Here is a 20,777-nt window from a genome sequence, read left to right as displayed (position 1 = left end):
GCAATTCCGTTCATTATTTTCTCAATCTAGCAGCGTAATAACCTTCTAGCAAACTTAATTTAACATTTGACAAACAAATTGTTTGCATCCAGAGTCGAAGGGTGGACATTATATTTAACAGTCAAATCACAGAAAGCTTACCAGGCCAACGGCGGTGAATCATGGAAACCAATATCGTAGAAGTTGAGAATTTTGTTCAGCATTCTGAAGAGAGGCGAAGTAGCGCGTTTGCGCGCGAAGTGAAGCAATATCTGGAACGTTATCCCAACACGCAGTTTGTCGATGTGCTGTTAACCGACCTTAACGGCTGTTTTCGCGGTAAACGCATTCCCGTGTCGGGATTGTCTAAGTTAGAGAAGGGCTGTTATTTTCCCGCATCGGTGTTCGCGATGGACATTCTGGGCAATGTGGTGGAAGAGGCGGGGTTAGGACAAGAACTTGGCGAACCGGACAGGACCTGTGTGCCGGTGCTCGGAACGTTAACCCCTTCGGCCGCCGATCCGGAATTTATTGGCCAGATGATGCTGACAATGCTGGATGAAGATGGCGCTCCCTTTGACGTTGAGCCGCGGAACGTTCTCAACCGACTCTGGCAGAAAATGCGCCAGCGCGGTTTGTTCCCCGTCGTAGCGGTAGAGCTGGAGTTCTATTTACTCGATCGCAAGCGCGATCCCGAAGGTTATCTGCAGCCGCCATGCGCGCCGGGAACGGACGATCGTAATACCCAAAGTCAGGTTTACTCCGTTGATAACCTGAACCACTTTGCTGATGTGCTGAACGATATCGACGAACTGGCCCGTCTGCAGTTGATCCCGGCCGACGGTGCGGTGGCCGAAGCATCTCCTGGTCAGTTTGAAATCAATCTCATCCATACCGATAACGTACTCGACGCCTGTGACGATGCGCTGGCGCTGAAGCGCCTGGTGCGGCTGGTGGCGGAGAAACATAAGATGCATGCCACCTTTATGGCAAAGCCCTATGAGGAGCATGCCGGTAGCGGGATGCATATCCACATCAGCATTATGAATAACAAAGGCGAGAACGTGCTGGCCGATGCTAATGGCGATGATTCCGCGTTACTTAAGCGTGCGCTTGCCGGGATGATTGATCTGATGCCCGCGTCAATGGCGCTGCTGGCGCCAAATGTGAACTCTTATCGTCGCTTCCAGCCGGGGATGTACGTCCCTACCCAGGCCTCCTGGGGGCATAACAACCGTACTGTGGCGCTGCGCATTCCCTGCGGCGATCGTGATAATCATCGGGTTGAATACCGTGTGGCGGGGGCAGATGCCAACCCTTATCTGGTGATGTCGACCATTCTGGCCGGGATCCTCCATGGTCTGGATAACGAGCTGCCGTTACAGGAAGAGGTGGAAGGCAACGGACTGGAGCAGGAAGGTTTGCCGTTCCCGATCCGTCAGAGCGATGCGCTGTGGGAGTTTATGCAAAACGACAGTCTGCGTGAATTATTGGGTGAGCGTTTTAGCCACGTGTATCACGCCTGTAAAAACGATGAATTAATCCAGTTTGAACGTCTTATCACCGACACTGAAATTGAGTGGATGTTGAAAAACGCCTGACCGTCGTACAGGTCATTTAAAAAGAAGTCGCATCATGCGGGCTGAGCGGAGCCAGCCCGTAAAAATTGCAGGAATACCTGCCATTTCCCGGATGTCGCGTAATGGAGCGCGGGCGACAACGGGTCTTCAGATAACCGACAGAGTTTGTGACGAGGAAATGTGATGATGCCAGTGTTTAAAAACCAGCCCCGCGTGAGCATCCATGGCTCCCGCAGTAAGTACGGACCACACCTTTGCCGTACGACATTGACGCCTTACTTTTGGAGATCCGCCCCGACACGACTCAGGTTTGCGTTACCAACGTTTCGAACGCAGACCTGGACTCGTTGCGGGGAGGATCGCTATGTCGACTAATTCTCCTGTGGACGTTGCAGCCCAGCCGGGCAAAACACAACTGCGAAAATCCCTGAAGCTGTGGCAGGTGGTGGTGATGGGGTTGGCCTATCTCACGCCGATGACGGTGTTTGACACCTTTGGGATTGTTTCGGGCGTCAGCAATGGCCATGTTCCGGCCTCCTATCTGCTGGCCCTGGCGGGGGTGCTGTTCACCGCCATCAGTTACGGTAAGCTGGTACGCCAGTTTCCGCAGGCCGGTTCGGCCTACACCTACGCGCAAAAAGCCATCAATCCGCATGTGGGGTTTATGGTTGGCTGGTCGTCGCTGCTTGACTACCTTTTCCTGCCGATGATTAACGTCCTGCTGGCGAAAATTTACCTCTCCGCGCTGTTCCCGGAGGTTGCGCCATGGATTTGGGTGGTGATGTTCGTGGCGATCCTTACCGCGGCCAATTTGAAAAGCGTTAATCTGGTGGCGAACTTCAATGCGCTGTTTGTGCTGGTGCAGGTGGCGATAATCGCCGTGTTTATCTTCCTCGTGGTACAGGGACTGCATAAAGGCGAAGGGGTCGGCACCGTCTGGTCGCTGCAACCGTTTATTAGCCAGAATGCGCATTTGATCCCGATTATCACCGGGGCGACTATCGTCTGCTTCTCGTTCCTGGGCTTTGATGCGGTGACGACGCTTTCTGAAGAGACGCCGGATGCGGCGCGTACCATCCCGAAAGCTATTTTCCTCACCGCCCTGTACGGTGGGTTGATCTTCATTGCCGCTTCGTTCTTTATGCAGCTGTTTTTCCCGGATATTAGCCGCTTTAAAGACCCGGATGCGGCGCTGCCGGAGATTGCGCTGTATGTCGGCGGCAAACTGTTCCAGTCCATTTTCCTGTGTACGACCTTTGTGAATACGCTGGCGTCAGGCCTGGCGTCGCATGCCAGTGTATCCCGTCTGCTGTACGTGATGGGCCGCGATAACGTCTTCCCGGAGAAGTACTTCGGTTATGTCCATCCGAAATGGCGCACCCCTGCGCTAAACGTCATTATGGTCGGCATTGTGGCGCTGTCAGCGCTGTTTTTTGACCTGGTGACCGCCACGGCGTTGATTAACTTTGGCGCGCTGGTGGCCTTTACGTTCGTCAATTTGTCGGTGTTTAACCACTTCTGGCGGCGTGAAGGACGTAAACATACCTGGCAGGAGAAACTGCACTATCTGGTATTGCCAATGGTTGGCGCCGCCACGGTTGCCGTACTGTGGGTCAATCTGGAGGTGACATCGCTGACGCTGGGACTGGTATGGGCCGGGTTAGGGTTGGTGTATCTCGCCTGGCTGACCGGACGTTTTCGTAAGCCGCCGCCGCAGTTTGACGCGGCGAAAACTGAGCGGGCCTGGGAGTAATGGAAGCGGAATCAACAAGAGCTTTCGGCTGAATTGGGCTAAAAATAAAATACGCTATGCCGCGGCAGACAGTTGCGGTATAGCTACTTTAATTAATGTACAGCTTGCATTAGACAATAAAAAAACCGGCACGGGAGCCGGTAAGTGAATCAATGTTGTAAGATAATTATTATTATAATAACTGAATTACAATTGAGCTAACTCTATAGGAACGGGTTTTCCTATATGATATCCCTGTAACCAACCAATACCCATCGTGATTAGCATCTTTTCAATTTCCTCATTTTCAACAAACTCCGCGACGACTTCCATTTTTTTCAGTTTCGCCACTTCGCAGAATGATCTGACCGCGCATCGACTAAACTCATCGGTCAGAATATTACGGATGAATGAGCCATCAATCTTCAGAATGTCAGCGTCTAACGTTCGTAAACGAGAATAACTGGATGCTCCGGTTCCAAAATCATCAATAGCAATTTTCGAACCGGCTTTACGTAATGCTCTCAGAACATCAGTGACATTGGCGTTATCAATGATATCTGATTCAATGACTTCAAAAATGATACGTTCCGGTGCGATGGCGTATTTTCTAAACAAGGTGAAAACATTATCAAGAAAATCAATTTTATTAAGCGAATCTGGGGTCAGGTTAATAGAAAAATGGCTGTTGGGTTCAGATTTCTGCCGTGACTGTATAAAACGAAATGTCTGTTCAATCACGGTGATATCCAGCGCAGGGAGTAGTCCTGCCTCGCGTGCAACCGGTAGGATGGTATCTGGAAAGATTAATTTACCATCAACCATTTTTATCCGAATAAGTATCTCGTGATAACGTGTCAGTCCAGTGGTTGACACGATCGGTTGAACAACCAACATTGTTGATACGATAGGTTGAGCCATAAGTTCAAACGATTGTCTGTCGATAGCTTTTTGCAACATATGACGAATCACAGCCTGACTGACAATTCTATCACCCGGCATTTGTGGGTTGAGTAATAACGGTTGCCCCTGCATCAACGAGATGTAACTTTGGGTATTAAGCTGCTTAATAGCTAGCGATAAATTTTTAATCAGGTTTTTCTCAGTGGTATACGCCATACCGCAAGATAACCCCAATTGGTAGTCTTTCCAAATAAAACGGAAAGAGTTTAGTTTTTTATACAGTTCAGAAATGTCAGGTATGGCATTAAGGCGAAGAATTATCCCGTGACCTGGGGCATAATAGATATTATCGTCACCGCTTATTAATTTACGCACATAGGTGCTTAACCCTTTTACAAACTCAAAACGGAACTCGATACCATGCGTTTGCTCTAGCGTGTTCAGTTCAGTACAACGGATGTAACACAGACACTCAGTTGAGTATTTACGAATATCCATTTGCAGGGCCTGAAAGTTAGGCAGTCCAGTATTAGGCTCTGATCTAAAAAGTTGTTTAAGGCGTCGGAGGTATTTTCGGTTACGAATGGCAAGTACACCAGCAACGACAATCGTCAGCGAAAAGACAAACACGACCGTAGAAGAAATCACCAGACTATGTAAATAGTTTTTATCGTCAGCGGGTGGGATATAACTATTTATGTTATATCCTAGCAAGATGAGCATCGCTACCCAAACAGGGGATATGAAAGCATGACCAATACAGATCACTCCCCATAGCATGAGCGGAAGAAGCCACAGTAATGAGTAGTCAGTAAATATGAGTATATCCTGTCTGCTGACAATCAAAGCGGACATAATGCAGACTAACAGGACCAGCCATAATACTTGACATAAAATAGGTGGGCCGGATTTTATCAATGTCTTCACATGCCTGATGTGTAAAATACACCACACTGGATTTTGAACGCTTCTGAGCAACAGGTAACAAAAAGGGATCCCTGTCAGGCAAGAGTTCATCAACCACTGCAAGTTAATTAATGTTTGCAGTGTAAAAAGATGAGTCATTGGTTCAGAAATAACTCGCGACTGGAACCAGTGCTCAATCGAGATAAAGAGTAAGGAATTGCAGCACACCAGCCAAACAATACGTAGGGTTGTAAGCTGGCTGCGGCCAAAGCTTACGGCACTTCGTTTACCTGTCGAGAACACATAGAATGTCTGGCTAATGAGTGCGGCCAGTGCCTGAGCTGATAACGTTAGCAGCGAATCTAATGAGTAAGAGTAGAGCGCATACAAGAAAAAGGCACCTAAAATGGGGAATGCCTTTTGCCTGTATAAAACCAGTAATGCGGAAATGAGAGGTAAAGTGAGATCGTAAAAATGCAGGGTTACACCCGCAATATCTTCCTGCTTACTGAGATGACCAGCGACAAACTGTAAAGCAAAAAATGCGATGCCTACACAAAAATAGTCTTTAAATGTATTAACGAAATTTATATTTTCCGTTTTTTTTAACGATATCATCATGCGCAATTCTCAGTGAGTTATCACCGCTCTCAATGTAAGCAAGCTACTTAAAACCTGTTAGCCCGGGTGCTGAAAATGTGTATTTTTGGATGTTCTTGCTAATTGAAATCTATTTGAATAGATGTTATGTAAATTTTTAAGCGTAATCCTTGATAATTTTCTGGTGCGACACAACGCAAGAGAGAAGAATTTTTCTGACTGCGCTGGTAATAAAAATGCCGTCAATAGCATTTATTTCATACAGAATATACGATCGATAAAAACGATCAATATAAATATTTTGATAGATTTAAACGATAGGTTTGGCAGATCGTAAATACGATGAAAGATCGATGAAAGCTATTGAAGTGTTATTAATTAGTATTATTTATTTCATTATTGTTAATTTTGTTGCTTTGTTTTTTAAGTTACTCTGTGGTCATACCTTTCTAAGGAAATCTTTTTTTTGTGGCCAGGAACGCGAGTCTCCCCACTCTCCTGCAAAACATGCCATCGCGAATGATTAACAGGGCAACTGCTACGTCGCACAGTGAATTCCAACGCCGCCAGCCGATTGACCGACGGCCCGCACAGGCACGTGGCGAGTAGCATACCCAATCCTTGCCTGACGAACGAATATCTTGTCATCATGGGAATAATCTTTGCGTATTTTCACCTGACTGCAGGCGAATAAAATAATAATAGATAATAACGCGTGTGCGCATAATTTTATTAAATAATTAAGTTATGGATGGTGCTGGCTGATATTAAAACTTCTCAGCTATATAATTTATATTTATTAACTCTATTTTACCATGCAGGTTTACGTTGAGGCCGCCATCTGGCGGGCCTTGGCGCAGATTGTGATCAGACCGAATGTTCTGCTGTATTTATCAATGTCGCCTATCGCGTGGACTATAGTAAAGATGGCCGCTATTTCTCATCATTAATAACCGTGAGTGGGGGACGTGAATGAAGAAAATACTGATGTTAGTTGGCGATTATGTCGAAGATTATGAAACGATGGTTCCTTTCCAGGCGTTGCAAATGCTGGGCCATCGTGTTGATGCAGTCTGTCCGGATAAGCGTCAGGGGGATTACGTTCAAACGGCGATTCATGATTTTGATGGGGCGCAAACCTACAGCGAAAAACCGGGACACCGTTTTACGTTGAATGCGAATTTTGCCGAAGCACGGGCCGTTGATTACGACGCGTTGGTGATCCCCGGCGGGCGCGCTCCGGAATATCTCCGTCTGAACCCGGAGGTCATTCAACTGGTGCAGGATTTCAACTCAGCGGGTAAACCTATCGCCGCCGTCTGCCATGGCCCTCAGCTATTGGCGGCAGCAGGGATATTAGAAAACCGTACCTGTAGCGCCTATCCGGCCTGCGCGCCTGAAGTGCGTTTGAGCGGCGGACATTATGCGGATATCGGCATTGATCAAGCCTACGTCGACGGTAATCTGGTGACTGCGCCAGCCTGGCCCGCGCATCCGCAGTGGCTGGCTAAATTTGTTGAAGTATTAATGCAGCCAGCGGCAAAGTGATGAGCAAGTCGGTATAACCTCCCGGCTATACCGACCACACATCTTACCTCTTCATGAGTGCGAACACGCCCCAGCCAATGTATTCCCGGGTGAAGGTGACGTGGCGTCCCGGTGAACTTCTCAGTTGCTCCCTGACTTCAGTTGCAAACTCATCGTCCTGATTAGCTTCCAGCCAGCGGCGCATCGTCAACCATTTTGCCGCCTCGTACCTGTCCCAACCTTCCTGGTCAGCCAGAACCATTTCAACCACGTCATAGCCGAGCGGGTCAAAAGAAGCAATGAGTTCCGCCAGGGAAAGAAAATCGGCGACAGCGGTCGCGCCGCAGGACTGGGCGATTTCCTCTGTTGCGGGTATCTGGCGCCAGTACGGTTCACCGATGAGTATGATTCCGCCAGGCTTAAGACTCTGCTCCAGTTGTCTGACCGTTCCGGCGACGCCGCCTGCAATCCAGGTTGCGCCCACGCAGGCGGCAATATCGCATTTTTCTTCAGCGATATAGCCCGTTGCATCGGCGTGAACAAAACTCACCTGCTGACTGACGCCCAGTTCTGCTGCGCGCAGCGTTGCCTGCTTGCTAAACAGCTGGCTCATATCGATACCGATGCCGAAAATGCCATGATCGCGCGCCCAGGTGCACAACATCTCGCCCGAGCCGCTGCCGAGATCCAGAATGCGGGTTCCCGGTTCCATGCGCAGCACCTGGCCTAACGTGGCGTATTTCTGCGCGGTGAACGGATTATGGATGCGATGAGCGCTTTCGCTGATAGTAAAAATTTTTGGGATATCCATCTCTCTCTCCTTAGCGATTATCCAGTTGGGCGCGAACGTTGTTCAGCCCGGTAGTATTTATGCGATAGGGCTGTCCATTGACAGATTTGATCAGCTTTTTGGTTCTGAGTTTTTTGAACACGGCGAGGGTGCAGTCGCAGAGCAGTAGTCCTTCGCGGCTGTAGCATTCGACGGAGGTGACGCGGCCTGAGGCGTCGCGGACGTGAACGATACGACCACCTTTGGCGAGAACGTGTAAGGTACGTTGTTCCTGACGGGATAAATTCATACTGGAAAACCTGTTTAATCATCATGTGCAAAACGTGCAAACACACTGCGGTGTCCGCATTCGATTTCGGCGCATTGATAACCAGTCCGTCCTGAAAAGGTCGGCAAGCTGATTATCTGATGATTACATTCTCCAGCATCAAAGCCTCGGGTTGAGTTGAAAGGTATTTACCTGATGAATCATACCAGCCAGAATCTCCAGAGAAAACTCCTTGTACATAAAATGTGATCTATAGCGAGTTATAGCGTTTAGTGACTTTATTAACTGCAAATTTTTGTTATGTCAGGTGTCTATTAAAATATTAAATTAATTTGATATTCTGTCTGCGCATAAGGTGTTATCTGTGGTAACGCGGCACTGTGAGCGCATTTGGGGCCACGCAATTGATTAGGATGGATTAATCTTTTTGTCGCTTTATTTGCTGTTTTGATAAGGCGTTTTTTATTATTTTAATGGTTTTCGACCGAATTTGTGATTAATTGATTTTAAGAATTTTCTTAATGCGATGAATTGTGTATACTCGGTTCCGCAAGAAGCTCTTCCGTTATCACTAAAACTATAAATCTGTCCTTAACACCCGTATTACCTCTGCCCTGAATCTCTTCTCAGGGCAGAGGTTTTTTTTGCCGGTGCAGGATTTTATTAATCACCAATATATACCAATATTATGGTAGGTAATGTTTAAAATTAACGGTTAGGGAAGTATTATCCATCGATAATAAGGTAATGTCGAATAGTATCATAATGAATCTATTTACCAGGGGACTATATAGCATTTCTTATAATTCACGGTTTTTCAGTATGATAGAAATTTTTGCTATTGATATAATTGTGAGTTTGCTCACGGATTTTAGTGCGCTAAGTGGCTATTTCTAGAGAAGTGCAAACGGTTGCATGTTGCTGACACCGTATTCGTTCATTAAAAAAATATAGCAATGCTATCTCTTGGGCCGGTATAGAGAAGTGGAGTCTAAATGATTTCTATTATCTCTTGGGCTTACGAGTGCCGTTTATGATTTCTGTTAGCTAAACACCATGGGAAATAGCAGTGAACATGGACAGGGAGTATGGTTTTACCCATCAGTAAGGCGTTTTTGTCACCGACGTAATGACTCATTTCATTATATTCATATATATACCCGTCATACTTCGAGCTGCATGTGCGTTGGCTTTCATCGCTCGCCCAGTCACGTACTTATGTATGCTCCTGGGAATTCGCTGCGTCGCCGCCTTCCTGCAACTCGAATTATTTAGGGTATAAATCAACGTCGTAATGTTCATAAAATCAGCGTTCCGGGATGAACGCTGATTTTATCTGGTTCCCTGTTTAATATCACTCGCGCTGTACGCGAGCCCCTCTCACAGTATTTCGTCAATTAAATATTAAAGGACCTCCTGGAATGGATATTGTTGAACGTTTTATCAACTACACCAAAATTAATACCACGACTTCAAGAGAAAATGGCGCAAATGGGATAATGCCTTCTTCTGCTGGTCAAATGGTACTGGCAAAATTGCTTGCAGCAGAACTTGAAGCATTAGGAATGGAAAACATTGAGGTCAGGGATACCGCCATCGTAACGGCTACACTGCCCGGGAACACCGATGACACGGTTCCTGTCGTTTCATTCTTTGGACATCTGGATACCAGCGCGGAACAGACTGCGGACACAAATGCGCAACGTCTTCACTATAGCGGTGGGGATTTGTGCCTGAACAAAGAACTGAATATTTTTCTGCGCGAAAGCGAGTTCCCGGAACTGAAAAATTATATCGGTGATGATCTATTGGTCACTGACGGAACCAGCCTGTTAGGGGCTGATGATAAAGCAGCCATCGCTGCAATTATGAACGCATTACAGTATCTGGTGGCACATCCGGAAATCAAACATGGACCGGTGAAGGTGGGTTTTGTGCCTGATGAAGAGCAAGGATTGCGTGGCGCAAAAGCTTTTGATGTTGCCAGCTTCGGCGCTGATTTTGGTTACACCCTGGATTGTTGCGGTATCGGCGAGTTTGTTTATGAGAACTGGAATGCAGGCGATGCGGAAATTATCTTTACCGGCCAGTCTGCGCACCCCATGTCAGCCAAAGGTAAGCTGAAGAACTCGCTGCTGATGGCGCATAAGTTTATTGCGATGCTGCCTGGCGGAGAAGCGCCTGAATATACGGAAGGGCGCGAAGGTTATTACTGGGTTAAGCAGTTGCAGGGTAACAGCGCCCGCACGGTGCTTAAGTTGGATATCCGCGACTTCACTGAAGAAGGCTATAAGGCGCGTATGGCATTTATCCGTCAGCTTGCCGTCAGTACCTGCGCACTATGGGGCGAAAATAGCGTGGTCTGTCATTTAGCCGATCGCTATGCGAACGTGTTCAATAGTTTGCAGGGTGATGCTCACTACCCGATTGATATTGCATTACGCGCCTATCAGAAATGTGGGATTACCCCGGCACCTGTCGCCATGCGCGGCGGATATGATGGTGCGGTTTTATCGCAGAAAGGATTGCCTTGCCCGAATATTTTTACCGGCGCCCATAATTTTCACTCTATTTATGAATATCTGCCGGTGCGTTCACTGCGGGCCGCCAGCGATGTCGTGGTTGCGGTCATTGAGGAAACCTTTGCTGAGTTCACGCAGCGGAGAGCTCAGTCATGATTCAGGTGTTAATTGCCCTGCTGGTTATCGTGGTGGTCGCTCGTCTGATTCTGAAAGGTTATCGTGCGGAACCCGTGCTATTTATTGCGGGTTTGGTGCTGATGATTTGCACCGCTCTCACCGGGTGGGGGTCCGTACTACCGAAAGGCGTTGCTGGCACGGGGATTTCCTTTCTCGATCCGTTCGAGGTTATGCGCGATCTCTTCAGCACGCGAGCCGCCGATCTTGGCCTGATGATCATGGCGCTGATGGGATTTGCGCACTACATGGATCATATCGGCGCCAATGAGGCGGTGGTGCGTGTCGTCACAAAACCTCTGCGTGCGCTGCGTTCGCCCTATATTCTGCTTTTTTTCTCGTACCTGCTCGCCAGTCTCTTGCAGTTAGCTATTCCTTCAGCCACTGGACTCGCCGTACTGCTGATGGGAACAATGTTCCCCATTATGCTGGGATTAGGGCTTTCCGCTGCCTCTGCTGCCGGGGTAATTGCCACCTCGCTGGGCGTGGCGTATACCCCAACGGCAATCGATGCTATCAGGGGATCGAAAGCGGTCAATATGGATGTGGTGGAATACGTGGTCTACCACCAGGGACCGGCTGCTCTGGCTACCGTTTTGGTCGTGGGTGTCTGCCATTTTTTCTGGCAGCGCTATTGCGACCGCAAAGCGGGGACCTTACCACGGGAAATCGGTAGCGCTGAAGTGACTGACTCAGGAACTGCGCCCGCATTTTATGCGCTGCTTCCCATGCTTCCAATACTGATGGCAGTGGGATCCTCTGAAATGTTCGTCAGTGGTATTAACCTGAATATCATTACCATTGTGCTTATTTCAATGGCTATTTGTATGTTGATTGAATGGCTGCGGGTGCGAGATTTAAAGGCGGTGTGCGAAGGATTTAGCCATTTTCTGAAAGGAATGGGGACTGCCTTTACCGGTGTGGTAGGCCTGCTGGTTGCGGCGGGGGTTTTTGCTCATGGTATTAAAGTCATTGGTGCGATTGATCAATTAATCCTGATGGCCGAACACGTGGGATTGCCGCCATTTGCCATGGCGGTGGTGTTTGCGCTGGTGACGCTTGCGGCGGCTATCATTATGGGATCGGGTAATGCGCCATTTCTTGCGTTCGTTGAGCTTATCCCGCAAATCGCTGCCAGTATGGGGGCGAACGCCGTGGCCATGATTCTGCCGATGCAGCAGGCATCGCATATGGGACGAGCCATTTCACCGGTATCTGGCGTCGTGATCGCCGTTTCCAGCGGGGCAAAAATAACTCCATTCGATGTGGTTAAACGCACCGCCGTACCGTTGATTGTCGGCTTTGTTACGCATACGCTAATCATCGGTATTTTCTACTAACAATTGCAGGCCCAGACAAACCTCCGGTTTATTGAATCTGGAGGTTTTCTGGTTTGATACATTGTTGTATTGATTACGCGGGATAATTATTAGTTTTCATCTTTATCGAGCGATTCTTATTATTTGTGGTCAATCTTGTCAACTATAAATGATTAATAAAAATAATGTGTTTCATGGCTCTTTTTTTACATTGAGATAAATTAATCTGGATCATATTATGCAGGTTTTAGTTGTAGTAGGTTTTTAAATTGAGTAGTAACAAATTAAATACAATAATGATTTTTCTGGGTAGGTTTTAAGTGGTAAAAAATTTAGGAAAAGTGAGTAAATCGAGGCATCATTATCAGGATGAGCTGGAAGCGTTCACCTGGAGCGCGTTAGTGGCAATTGGTATCGCATTACAGGATCACAAGATCCACTCTAAAATGTCAGAGCATATTTTTATTATGCATTGGTTGGCCATCGCAAAAAAAAGAAAACTCTTTTCACGAAGTGTGGCCAATGAGCTTCAATGGTTAATTGATGAAGGTAAGAAAAAAAGCATCAATGCACAACTAAAATTTAAAATAGAATACTTGTACGCCACCTCAAGTGGTGATGTGACAATGCAAAATGATTATTTTAAATTCACCCACACGATTGAAATGTTGAGAAATAATGGATGGCAGAACTTTCTACTCACACCAGAGAAGTGGCGTAACCTGCATGATAAGATTAAAGTGAGAAAGGGTAACTTTATTTTTATGGATGATACCAGACTCCAGGAGTGCTTTGGTGCTCAGGGCGAGATAGTCAAACCTTTCTGTATCCGGGTGTATGGCGATGTTGAGTTCGCAAAATTAACCTTCATCAAACACCACCTGCCGGTAGAGTTTGTGAAAGATATTTCAAATGAATTTCATCACTTCCAGTTTCTTACTGATAAGTAATGATTAGAACAAGTTATGAACAGAGAATTGTTAAAGCAAAAGTTAGAGATCGCGACCGAATGGATTAGGCTGTCTGATACCGCTGACAATTTATCTATATCTTTTCGGGGCATTCTCGAGATTGGCGAAAGTTCTTCTGCGCCAGATAACAGCACGCCGCTACTCCGGTTAGAAAATGAAATGGCGACAATTGCAGTTGATTCAATGTCATGGGTAAGGGTTCCGGCAGATCGTCAGGAAAAAGTGACCGTCTATATTCTCTGACGTTTGGCTGGCGCTTTGTTCGCTTGATGCCGGTCAGATACGGCTATCTGGCCCATACTCAGTGGCGCATTGTATTTAATATAACTACTTTCTCATCCATAAATAATATTAATGTTGTTTTTTTATAGTGTAATTGCTCCCGGTAATAAAATGGCGATTTGCCGCCATGTGTACCACGGTGTACGTAATTTATTATGCTAAGTTGAGCGGGGATACTTTCTCATAATTAACCATTTTATAGGTTAAGATATTACGTGGCGTGTCGATAACAATTTAGTCATAGATGATTGGCTAATTGTTATGGAGATGTTCAAATGTTAAAGAATATGAGGATTAAAACCAGTCTGTTATTATTTCTTTTGGTATTTACCTTTATGCAGTTCCTTTCTAATGGGTTTGAGTTGGTCGATCTCAAAGGAAATCAAAAAAGTACCCTTCTACTGCATAATATAGTAAAGGAACAGGATTCGCTGCATAACGTCGTTGGGGCTGTTTATAAAGTAAGAAGCGTTCTTGATAATATTCAACTGCAAGATATGGCTGCTACCCAACAGACATTGCGACAGGTGCAGGATGAGATAGCTTATGCCAGAAAGCAGTTCGCTATTTTTTGGGATATACCAGGACTGACGGCGGATGATCCCCAGATTGGTAAAATCGTCAGAACTGCTTTTGAGCAACAAATGAATGCTGAGCAAAAGTATGTTGATAAATTAAATGAGGCTATTTCTGACGGTAGTATTGTTGGTACACAAACAAATGCCAACACAGAGGTGCTGGCTTTGCGAAAAAATTTTGATAAGGAGATTGAGAGCTACTACAAATCAACCATGTTGGTCGGTAAAAATATCGTTGAGCAGACACACGTTCAGTTTAATGCCTCAATACTTAAAATATCCTTGCTGCTGGCCGTTACGGTTCTTATCTTTATTCTCTGCAATATCTGGATAAACCGAACAATCATTCGGCCATTAAATATCGTGTCTGAGCATTTTTCACGGATTGGTAAAGGCGATCTGAGTCATCCCGTTAAGGTGCCGGGTAACAATGAAATTGGCTTACTGTGTTTAAATTTACAACATATGCAAAACGGTCTGCGGGAGACCGTCAGTACGATTCGCGATGGCGTTGAGTCTATTAATATCGGCATGCAGGAAATTGCTTCGGGTAATTCAGACTTATCAACCCGAACGGAGCAACAGGCTGCGGCCGTGGTTGAAACGGCGGCCAGTATGGAACAGATTTCCGTAACAACCAAAAATAACACCGATAAATCACATCAGGCGTCTGCCATGACGAGTGAAAGCACGGAAATGGCATTGCGTGGCGAGCGCTTAATGAGCGACATGGTTGAGAAAATTCACCTGATCAGCCGCAACGCGCAAAGCGTGAATGAAATATCCCATGTCATTGATAGTATTGCTTTCCAGACCAATATTCTCGCCTTAAACGCCGCGGTAGAAGCGGCGCGCGCTGGCGAATCCGGGCGTGGATTTGCCGTTGTGGCGAGTGAAGTCAGAACCCTTGCCCAACGTAGCGCCTCCTCAGCGAAAGAAATTAGCGAACTGGTGGCCAAGGCGGCAATCAGCGTCAAGGAAGGGGTGGAGATAGCTGAAAGCAGTGGGGCCATGATGGCGGACATTGCTAAGGCAATACGCAATATCAATATACTCATGGAAGATATATCCGGCGCATCGGGGGAACAGAGTAGCGGCATCGAGCAGATCCGCGTTGCTGTCACGCAAATGGAACAAGTCACTCAGCAAAATGCGTCTCTGGTTGAGGAAATCGCCGCCACGACAGGCAGTGTGGAAGAGCAGTCGGCAATGCTATCCCAGGCCGTGGCTGTGTTTCAGGTTGATGAAAAGCCGCAGCAGGGTACGCAGGACAAGCAGTAGAACATGCGCATCTCATCAGCTGTAAATTCAGTCTGATGAGATGGCTGGTTGTCGGGAGACAGTGCTTTAATCATATTGATAATAATTCTCATTATTATTGTTGTGTCGCGCAGGGAATGGTAATGTTGCTCCTGACCAAAAACTGTTAATCCCATTTTCTGTGCAGAAGACAGCATGAACAACACCACCACTCTGAATGCGTCCAGACGCGTAGCGCGTACTTTTTCCGTCAGCGAGTTTATGGATTTTGGTGAGCGTTATGGGATCGACTATTGCTTTCCCCTGCTGGCGCAAAAGCCGGATTTGCCGTCCGCTAGCCCTGTGCTGCAAGGTGAAATTGAGGAGATGACACTCCCCTGCGGGATGTGCGTGACGCACTCTGATGTACAGGTGTTGCAACCCTATGAAACCACCTCCCGCCACAGCAGTCCCTTGTATATGCTGGTGGTACTGGAAGGCTGCGTGATCCTCTCGTTTAACGGCCAGGAACACGTGGTGCGTTCCGGCATGGCGTTTAGCTCACGCCTGAGCGAGCACCAGACGATGCGCGCCCGCCATCATGCCGACTGCAAACTGCGAACCTTATCGCTCGGTCTGTATCCCGACGGCGCGTGGCGCACGGGGCTACTCGAATCGTTGATGCGTGAGTGGGAAAGATGCCAGACGCCGACGCTTATCTGGCAGGTGCCGGGATTTTTACTCAGCGGCCTGGAGTATGCGCAGCAGAGCGCGCTGAGCAATGTTTCTCGCCAGTTGATGCTGGAAGGGCTGATACTGCAACTGTTCGGCCATGGCCTCAGTGTATGCCAGGTCGAGAGCGGCAAACGCCTCGCCGCCAGCGGGGAACAGCAGCGGCTGGAAGTCGTTCGTCGCCTGTTGGAACAGAATCCCGAGAATGATCACACGCTCAATGAACTGGCGCAACGCGCGGCAATGAGTCCCAGTAGTCTGCGTAGCAAGTTTCGCGCAGCCTATGGCTGTTCGGTCTTTGATTACCTGCGCGATTGCCGCCTGGAACGCGCGCGCGGTTATTTACTGGAAGGATACAGCGTACAGCAGGCAGCCTGGATGTCGGGATATCAGCACGCCACCAACTTCTCTACTGCCTTTCGTCGTCGTTACGGTTTTTCGCCAGGCGATATGCTCAAGCTTTGCTAATCCATTTTTGCGTTTTGCGCACGTTGCTGGCAGACAATTTGGCACTGCGCATAGGTAATCTGGCATCCGGCATAGCTATCTCCGTCAGCAAAAAGGTAATAATTCTCACTTACAATTAGAAATGCCTTTGGAGATACTCATGTTCGCGAAGACTCGGTTGGCGCTGTTGGTAGGATGGGTGACCGGCAGCGTGGCTTTTCCTCTGCTGGCGCAGGAAACAACAAAAAACGATACGGTCGTTGTCACCTCGCAAATGCAGAGCGGGGCCACGAAGCTTGCCACGCCGGATATTGAAACCCCGCAATCGGTATCCATCATTACCCGCGAACAGTTTGAAGAGCAGGGCGCAACCAGCGTGCGTCAGGCCGTTAGCTATACGCCGGGGGTATACAGCAATCAGATTGGCGCCTCCAACCGCTTTGACTACATTGTGCTGCGCGGCTTCTCCGATGGCAGCCTGGACAACGTCTATCTCGATGGTCTAAAGATGATGGGCGACACCAACTCACACAGCTCGCTGGTGGTCGATCCGTGGTTCCTTGAAGATATCGAAGTGGTGCGCGGCCCGGCTTCCGTGCTGTATGGCCGTTCCTCTCCGGGCGGTATTGTGGCGCTGACGTCGCGTAAACCGTCGTTTGACGCGGGTGGGGAAGTGAAGCTGTTTGCGGGCAACAATAACCAGCGCGGCGCGGCGTTTGACGTCACCGGAGCGCTGGATGATAACGATCGTGTGGCGGCGCGCCTGAGCGGGATGACGCGTTACGCGGACTCGCAGTTTGGCCCATTAAAAGAAGAGCGTTACGCGCTGATGCCCAGCCTGACCTGGCGCATCACCGACCAGACGCGTCTGGATCTGATGGCCTATCTGCATCGCGACCCGGAAGGCGGTAGCCACTCCGGTCTGCCTTATGACGGCACCGTGGTTCCGCATTACGGGCAAAAGATCTCTAACACCTTTTACGAAGGTGAGGATGATTACGACAAATACGATCGCCGTGAAAACATGGTGGGCTACAATATTGAGCACATGTTTGATAGCGGCTGGTCGGTGCGGCAAAAGCTGCGCTATCTGCATACCGACGTTGAACTGAACCAGGTGTATGCGGCGGGCTGGTTGAACGAAACCGAGCTTAATCGCGGCTATTCCGGCTCTGATGAAAAAATGTCGGCGATTACGCTGGATAATCAGCTCGACGGCAGCTTTGATACCTGGCAGGTCAACCATCGCCTGCTGGTGGGCATTGATTATCAGGATCGCAGCAACAATACCACCGGCTACTACGGCGCATTCCCGCCGATCGACGCTTTTAACCCGGTGTATGGCGCGAAGCCGGATTATATCGACATGTATGCGCGTGAGAAGCACAAGCTGCGCCAGACGGGCTACTATTTGCAGGATCAGATGTCATGGGATCGCTGGCGTATTACGCTCGGCGGTCGCTACGATCAGGTCAGCGTGTCTAATATTGATAAGATCAACGATACCCGCAGCGATCTGGATAAAAACAACTTTAGTACCCGCGCCGCGTTGCTCTATTTGTTCGATAACGGCTTTGCGCCTTACGTGAGTTATTCCACCGCCTTTACGCCAACCAGCTTTGCCGATGAGAACGGCAATCTGCTGGAGCCGATGAAAGGCGAGCAGTGGGAAGCGGGGCTGAAATATGAGCCGGAAGGGCTTAACAGTCAGTTCAGCGCGTCGGTGTTCCGCATTAATCAAACCAATATCGCCACCAAAGAAGAGCCGACCGATCCGTATCGCTCGATTGGGGAAATTGAATCTGAAGGGGTGGAGCTGGAAGCGATTAGTCAACTGACGGACGGCTTCCGCCTGCAGGCGGCATATACCTACACCGACATCCGCTACAAGAAAAGCAGTCCGGAGGAGCAGGGCAAGCGTGCCGTGTATGCACCACGGAACCAGGCCAGCACCTGGCTGAGCTACGATGTGAAAAGCGGCCCGCTGGATGGTCTGACGCTCGGCTCGGGCGTGCGATATGTCAACGGAATCACCAGCGATCGTCTGAATACGCACACCCTGCCATCTTATACGTTGGTGGATATGGCGATTGGCTACGATTTAACGAATATCGGTATTAAGGGACTGAGTGCTCAGTTGAACGTCAACAACCTAACCGATAAACGCTACGTTGCGGCCTGTAATTCGCTCTCATACTGCTACTTCGGCGCTGAGCGCAGCATTGTCGGCAGCGTATCCTGGAAATTCTGATGCTTTAGCCGGATGGCGGCGCTGGCACCTTATCCGGCCTACTGTAGTGTGTAAATTGTAGGCCTGATAAGCGCAGCGCATCAGGCCTAGTGGATTGCGGCTATTGCGTAAAACCGTTTTGCATACAAATCTGCGCGCTGGTTCTCAGAGTGAAGGCGATTTTGTCTGGGTACTGGCTGTAATAGTTATGCTCTTCTTCCAGCCCTTTTGCCTGCGCCAGACGTACCGTTTCCAGTGAGCAGGTACGGTAGACCAGATCTTTATTCATATTGATCTGCTTCTCGCGCTGTTTGTCCGCAGACAGCGCCAGCCAGCTCTCTGACAGCGAGTAATCGTAGACTACCCGATTCCCTTTCGCCTGCACGTTCTCAATGGTAATGAATTCGTCGATTTTCAGTCTCGGCTGCCCACGCATTTTTTTCTTATCTTCTGCGGCGGCATATTGGGCCAGGGTATTAATATCCATACTGGCTATCTTCTGTTTATAAGTCTCGACATAGGCGGCGGGTTGCTGATAATGCTGAGCGTAAGCGTTTCTTAATTCCCCGTCGCTCATCGTACAACCCGCCAGAAACAGAGGTAATAGCAGTGCCAGTTTTATTTTAGTCATAATGCTGTCCCGTTTATTATTGGATGCAGTCGCCCATAACATAATAGAAAATGAATGATCACAGGTGATAGTTAAGGTTGTATAAACCGATGCGCGAAGGCACAAGTTCAATAGTCTTAAAATGGCGGAACAGGCGGGAAACCCTGCCAGAATTGGCAGGGTTATTAAAAATTAATGGCCGATCATTTTAGCCTTCGGGATTAGCTGGAAATACATGTGATCGGGCACCGGCGTATCCCAGACATTGGCATAAACCGCATAGCCAATGGTGGCAAAAAGGATACCCAGCACCAGGATAGTCATGACAACGCCTGACAATGCCGTTTGCCGCCATAACGATTTGCCGTTTCCTTGTTCCCCCGCAGGGGTGTGCAGTGAAAAGCTCAGCGTAGAGGCTACCGGGCAAGATTCAACGCAGGTCATACAGCCGGTACATTCCACGGTACGCACCTGAATCAGTCGATCGACCGGGATAGTAGACGGGCAGTTTTTCGCACATTTCCCGCAGTCAATGCAACTGTCTGGATTACGCCGGATTTTAAACGGCGAAAGCAGAGAGAACAGGCCAAGCAGTGCGCCATAAGGGCACAGATAACGGCACCAGGCATTGCGAATAAACACGCTCAGGACGCTGATAATTATCAGGAAAATAAGCGTGGCGGAGCCGATATGACGAAAGAAATCGAGCATCTTCACGTCAATGATCATGCCATAGGCCGACATCAGAAAGTACTGGATTCCCTGGGCGGGCATCGACAGAGCGATATACAGAAAGAATCCCAACAGCAGATACTTCAGACTGAGCAGTGGGATATCCAGCCAGCGCGGCAGCGTGAAGTTGCGACCCAATACTTTTTTTCCCAGAGTACCAAGCAGTTCGGAAAGCGTGCCAACCGGGCATAGCCACGAACAGAAGGCTTTTTTTAACAACAAGCTAATCAGGATAAACGCAACTAACAGCAGCATGGAGGCGGCATGGATGGGCGGGAGAAAACCGGTCTCCAGCGTGTAGCGGATATTCATCAAACCCGCGATCGGCAGCCACCCCTCAATACCGCCGGGTCTTGGAATATAGACGCTGGTACCGGCAGTTTCAAAATAGCGGACCCAATAATAAAACGTCACGCCAATATAGATATTGCTGGCCAGCAGGAGAAACTGGGTGGCTTTTCGCCAGGTGCTGGCGTTACGCCAGTCATTCCACGGCAGTTTGCCTCCGGTCGTGCCTGGGCGGCGCTGCCAGCGTGTTCTCTTTTTCCCGTTCATGGTTTTACACTATCCCTCATATTTCCCCTCCTGCATTCAGAAGGCGTCATCACCGGGATATGCTAGCGCTATTCAGATTTGGTGTATTTGATTTGCATCTT

General features: G+C 48.4%; 15 protein-coding genes. 10 read left to right on the top strand and 5 right to left on the bottom strand.

Annotated elements, in window-relative coordinates:
- Positions 1-161: 161 nt before the first annotated feature.
- Together FDW97_RS12670 and FDW97_RS12665 are read left to right on the top strand one after the other, a co-directional pair.
- Positions 162-1,580: a glutamine synthetase family protein gene (locus FDW97_RS12670; protein ID WP_085047687.1), complete on the top strand. Its 1,419-nt coding sequence runs from the start codon at positions 162-164 to the stop codon at positions 1,578-1,580.
- 343 nt (positions 1,581-1,923) lie between these two features.
- Positions 1,924-3,312, top strand: a complete 1,389-nt coding sequence (locus FDW97_RS12665; protein WP_038637934.1) for an APC family permease — start codon at positions 1,924-1,926, stop codon at positions 3,310-3,312.
- A 186-nt stretch (positions 3,313-3,498) separates the two neighbouring features.
- Here FDW97_RS12665 and FDW97_RS12660 read toward each other — a convergent pair whose 3' ends face one another.
- Positions 3,499-5,721, bottom strand: a complete 2,223-nt coding sequence (locus FDW97_RS12660) for an EAL domain-containing protein (RefSeq protein WP_137351117.1) — start codon at positions 5,719-5,721, stop codon at positions 3,499-3,501.
- A 951-nt stretch (positions 5,722-6,672) separates the two neighbouring features.
- Between FDW97_RS12660 and FDW97_RS12655 the strand changes: the two genes are divergently transcribed.
- Positions 6,673-7,248, top strand: coding sequence for a DJ-1/PfpI family protein (locus tag FDW97_RS12655; protein ID WP_087857002.1), 576 nt, complete (start codon positions 6,673-6,675; stop codon positions 7,246-7,248).
- A 43-nt stretch (positions 7,249-7,291) separates the two neighbouring features.
- Here FDW97_RS12655 and FDW97_RS12650 read toward each other — a convergent pair whose 3' ends face one another.
- Both FDW97_RS12650 and FDW97_RS12645 read right to left on the bottom strand, forming a co-directional pair.
- Entirely contained in the window at positions 7,292-8,038 is a 747-nt protein-coding gene (locus FDW97_RS12650; protein WP_069323894.1) for a cyclopropane-fatty-acyl-phospholipid synthase family protein, read from the bottom strand.
- Between the two features lie 10 nt (positions 8,039-8,048).
- Positions 8,049-8,306 carry a YjhX family toxin gene (locus tag FDW97_RS12645; protein WP_042310296.1) on the bottom strand — a complete coding sequence of 86 codons (258 nt, stop codon included), beginning with the start codon at positions 8,304-8,306 and terminating at the stop codon, positions 8,049-8,051.
- A 1,400-nt stretch (positions 8,307-9,706) separates the two neighbouring features.
- Here FDW97_RS12645 and pepT point away from each other — a divergent pair.
- The 7 genes from pepT (at position 9,707) to foxA (ending at position 18,800) form a co-directional block, all read left to right on the top strand.
- Complete coding sequence (pepT, locus tag FDW97_RS12640; protein WP_038637948.1) at positions 9,707-10,963, top strand: peptidase T; 1,257 nt, start codon at positions 9,707-9,709, stop codon at positions 10,961-10,963.
- Complete coding sequence (gene dcuC, locus FDW97_RS12635) at positions 10,960-12,321, top strand: C4-dicarboxylate transporter DcuC (RefSeq protein WP_038637951.1); 1,362 nt, start codon at positions 10,960-10,962, stop codon at positions 12,319-12,321. The genes pepT and dcuC overlap by 4 nt, the downstream gene beginning before the upstream one ends.
- Before the next feature lie 299 nt (positions 12,322-12,620).
- The gene (locus FDW97_RS12630) at positions 12,621-13,250 is read left to right on the top strand and encodes a DUF2913 family protein (RefSeq protein WP_087857005.1); all 630 of its coding nucleotides are present in this window, start codon (positions 12,621-12,623) and stop codon (positions 13,248-13,250) included.
- A 15-nt stretch (positions 13,251-13,265) separates the two neighbouring features.
- Positions 13,266-13,514: a hypothetical protein gene (locus FDW97_RS12625; protein ID WP_038637956.1), complete on the top strand. Its 249-nt coding sequence runs from the start codon at positions 13,266-13,268 to the stop codon at positions 13,512-13,514.
- A 314-nt stretch (positions 13,515-13,828) separates the two neighbouring features.
- Positions 13,829-15,412: a methyl-accepting chemotaxis protein gene (locus FDW97_RS12620; protein WP_137351116.1), complete on the top strand. Its 1,584-nt coding sequence runs from the start codon at positions 13,829-13,831 to the stop codon at positions 15,410-15,412.
- A 174-nt stretch (positions 15,413-15,586) separates the two neighbouring features.
- Positions 15,587-16,570 carry an AraC family transcriptional regulator gene (locus FDW97_RS12615; protein ID WP_085047682.1) on the top strand — a complete coding sequence of 328 codons (984 nt, stop codon included), beginning with the start codon at positions 15,587-15,589 and terminating at the stop codon, positions 16,568-16,570.
- 121 nt (positions 16,571-16,691) lie between these two features.
- Positions 16,692-18,800 (top strand): ferrioxamine B receptor FoxA, encoded by a 2,109-nt coding sequence (gene foxA / locus FDW97_RS12610; protein WP_137351115.1) that lies wholly within the window; start codon positions 16,692-16,694, stop codon positions 18,798-18,800.
- Positions 18,801-18,900: 100 nt separating this feature from the next.
- Here foxA and FDW97_RS12605 read toward each other — a convergent pair whose 3' ends face one another.
- Together FDW97_RS12605 and FDW97_RS12600 are read right to left on the bottom strand one after the other, a co-directional pair.
- On the bottom strand, positions 18,901-19,410 hold the full coding sequence (locus FDW97_RS12605; protein WP_069323898.1) for a hypothetical protein: 510 nt from the start codon (positions 19,408-19,410) through the stop codon (positions 18,901-18,903).
- Positions 19,411-19,581: 171 nt separating this feature from the next.
- The gene (locus tag FDW97_RS12600; protein WP_137351114.1) at positions 19,582-20,676 is read right to left on the bottom strand and encodes a 4Fe-4S binding protein; all 1,095 of its coding nucleotides are present in this window, start codon (positions 20,674-20,676) and stop codon (positions 19,582-19,584) included.
- Between the last annotated feature and the right edge of the window lie 101 nt (positions 20,677-20,777).

It is taken from the genome of Citrobacter sp. wls708 (assembly GCF_005281255.1).
In the GTDB taxonomy this organism is placed as follows: Bacteria; Pseudomonadota; Gammaproteobacteria; order Enterobacterales; family Enterobacteriaceae; genus Citrobacter; species Citrobacter werkmanii.
This window is presented reverse-complemented; position numbering and strand designations above follow the sequence as displayed.